At 63.6% G+C, this 2755-nt stretch carries 6 protein-coding genes; 1 reads left to right on the forward strand and 5 read right to left on the reverse strand.

What is annotated here, in order from left to right:
* The coding region (locus HUS57_RS00025; protein WP_173930897.1) for an ATP-binding cassette domain-containing protein at window positions 1-509 on the forward strand (509 nt) is incomplete at its 5' end.
* Between the two features lie 20 nt (window positions 510-529).
* Here the strand turns inward: HUS57_RS00025 and HUS57_RS00030 are convergent.
* The 5 genes from HUS57_RS00030 to HUS57_RS00045 all read right to left on the reverse strand — a co-directional run.
* Window positions 530-1408: an IclR family transcriptional regulator gene (locus HUS57_RS00030; RefSeq protein WP_173930898.1), complete on the reverse strand. Its 879-nt coding sequence runs from the start codon at window positions 1406-1408 to the stop codon at window positions 530-532.
* 21 nt (window positions 1409-1429) lie between these two features.
* Window positions 1430-1645, reverse strand: a complete 216-nt coding sequence (locus HUS57_RS00035; RefSeq protein ID WP_173930896.1) for a hypothetical protein — start codon at window positions 1643-1645, stop codon at window positions 1430-1432.
* Window positions 1578-1739: a tripartite tricarboxylate transporter substrate-binding protein gene (locus HUS57_RS17870; RefSeq protein WP_246727663.1), complete on the reverse strand. Its 162-nt coding sequence runs from the start codon at window positions 1737-1739 to the stop codon at window positions 1578-1580. Before HUS57_RS17870 ends, HUS57_RS00035 begins: the two co-directional genes overlap by 68 nt.
* 11 nt (window positions 1740-1750) lie before the next feature.
* Window positions 1751-1891: a hypothetical protein gene (locus HUS57_RS17875; protein ID WP_246727664.1), complete on the reverse strand. Its 141-nt coding sequence runs from the start codon at window positions 1889-1891 to the stop codon at window positions 1751-1753.
* Between the two features lie 147 nt (window positions 1892-2038).
* Window positions 2039-2755: hydroxymethylglutaryl-CoA lyase (locus HUS57_RS00045; RefSeq protein ID WP_173930899.1), on the reverse strand; the 717-nt coding region annotated here is incomplete at its 5' end.

A 2755-nucleotide genomic window follows, 5' to 3' on the forward strand; every position in this document is an offset into this window, starting at 1 on the left:
TCGGCGGCGAGGCCGTCACCGGCGAGCGCGCCGACCGGATGGCCCGGCGCCAGCTTGCCTTCGTGCCGCAGGGCAAGGCGATTTTCGGGGAAATGAGCGTCGGAGACAATCTGCGCCTCGCCCGCTCAGCCTCGACCGGACAGGGGCTTTCCGAAGAGCGCCTGTTTGAGATCTTCCCCATCCTGAAGGAGAAGCAGGCCGAGTTTGCACGCTCACTCTCGGGCGGGCAGCAACAGATGCTGGCCCTCTCGCTGGCGCTGGCGCGGGGCCCCAAGATCATCCTCCTCGACGAGCCTTCCACGGGGCTTGCGCCGGTGCTGGTGCAGAACGTGTTCGAGATCGTGCGCCAGCTCAATGTCGAACTGCGCACCACTTTCCTCATCATCGACCAGAACGTGGAGATGCTGCTACGGCTGGCCGACCGCACCTATGTGCTCAAGGCCGGTCGCATGGTCTATGACGGACCGTCCTCGGAATTGTCCGGCGCGGCGCTGTGGTCGTATTTCTGAGGCCGGGGGCCGGGAGCCGCTCAGCTTCCGGTCCCGATATCGCTGGAGACCACCCTGGCGCAAGCCATGACCATTTCGGCCAGGGACTGCTCTTGTGCAGGGTCGAAGCGCTGGTCGGGTATGGTGAGACAGATGGCGCCGAGCACCTCGCCGCCGGAACCGAAGACTGGCGCACTGAGGCCAACCGCGCCCCTTATGCGCTGCCCGCGCGTGCGAGCATAGCCGGTGCTGCGGATCGTTTCTAGATTTTTCCGCAATGCGGCGGGATCGGTCAAGGTCTGGTCGCTCACCGCCCAGACGCCGCGATCGATGATCTCGGTGATCTCGTCGTCGGGGAGGAAGGCCATGATGGCCTGGCCGGAGGCGCCGGCAAAGACTGGCTGCCAGCTGTTGAGTTCGATGATGTAGCGCAGGGCGTGCGGGGAATCGAGCGCCTCAACGAACATCATCTGCTTGCGCTCGCTGTCATAAATACACAGCAGCACCGTCTCGCCGCATTTCTCAGCCAGCCGGGCCATATGCGGCAGGGCGATCTTGCTGATGGTGATGCGTGAGGCCGCGATGCGGCTGATGCGGATGAATTCCAGCCCGAGGGAATAGCGCGAGGTGGCCGGATCCTGATGCACGAAGCCCGATGCGACCAGGGCGTTGAGCAGCCGGTGGGCGCTGCTGGGAGAGACGTTGAGGGCGCTGGCCAGTTCCCGGACACCCACATCGGGCGCGTCGTCCTCGACCAGCCATTTGAGCGCCGCCAACGCCTTGGATATCGGATCCCTGTCCCTCTTTATCACAGCAAGCCCCTTCATCTGCGGTGCCAACCGCAGCCATAGCATACATATAACGAACGTATAACGAAACACGTGTTTCAGTGAAATAACCACCGAAATCTGGCATGTCAATCGGCAGATCCACGTGTGTTATTATGGACGACAGAGGGCGTTGACAAGCAAGCGGGTAATACTGTCCAGCGGCATGAATAGAAAAAAAGGCTTGCTTCCGGAGCGCAAGAGTTCCTCGAACCCCTCATAGGTCTGGGCGGGGAAATCGCCGGTCACGGCGATCAGCAGATCATAGGTGACATGGGCAAGGGATGGAGTGATGACAATTGGTTGCCGAAAACAGCACGGTGTAGCCATCGGGCTGCGCCTGAGCCACCGAGGACACGCCGACCTGGCCATTGGCGCCCGGACGGTTCTCCACGATGACCGATTGGCCGAGCGCCCGACCCATGGGCTCGGCAATCAGCGCGCCGTCGCATCGAGCACGCCGCCGGCCGCATAAGGCACGACCAGCGTAATGGTCCGGTTGGGGAAATCCTGCGCATGCGCAAGACCTGCGGTGAAAAATACGGCCGCCGCGACCAGTGCTCTGTGTGCGAGCATCGACAATCTCCTCCCTGGAGTTTCCTTGTACAGATCAATTGTTCTATAAGACGAACAGGCTGTCAACCGTGCTTCGCACGCAAACCGACCCCTTTGCGCCGAATTTCGACGGAGCGGCGGGGCCGGAATGAGAAGAGGAATGGCCGGTCAGGCGTAAGCGCCGGGGCGCAGGGCGCGGTGGACGCGGGACACCGGATTGCGACCGATGGCGGCGGCGACGAATTCGGCAGCATCGAGCAGCTTTTCGAGATCGACGCCGGTTTCGATGCCCATGCCATCGAGCATATAGACCACGTCCTCGGTGGCGACATTGCCGCTGGCGCCGGCGGCATAGGGACAGCCGCCGAGCCCGCCGGTGGCAGCGTCGACCACCCGCACCCCCCTTTGCAGCGAGGCGTAGATATTGGCGAGGGACTGGCCATAGGTATCGTGGAAATGTACCGCGACACGCTCGATGCCGATGGCATCGGCGACCCTATCGACAAGGCGCGCGGCATGGTCGGGTGTGCCGACCCCGATGGTGTCGCTCACCGCGATCTCGTAGCACCCCATATCCCGCAACGCGGTGGTCACCGCGACGACCCGCGCCGGGTCGACCTCTCCCTCATAGGGACAGCCCAGCGCGCAGGAGACATAGCCGCGCAGGCGGATGCCGGACGCGCGCGCCTTGTCGGCCACGGGCCGAAAGCGCTCGATGGATTCGGCGATCGAGCAGTTGATATTCTTTTGCGAAAAGGCTTCCGAGGCGGCGGCGAACACGGCCACCTCCTTGGCGCCGGCGGCGAGCGCCGCATCGAACCCCCGTTCATTGGGCACGAGGACGGGGAAATTCCTGCCCGGCCGCGCGCCGAGGCCGCGCAGCAC

It is taken from the genome of Chelativorans sp. Marseille-P2723, assembly GCF_902809845.1.
Taxonomy (GTDB): Bacteria; Pseudomonadota; Alphaproteobacteria; order Rhizobiales; family Rhizobiaceae; genus Chelativorans.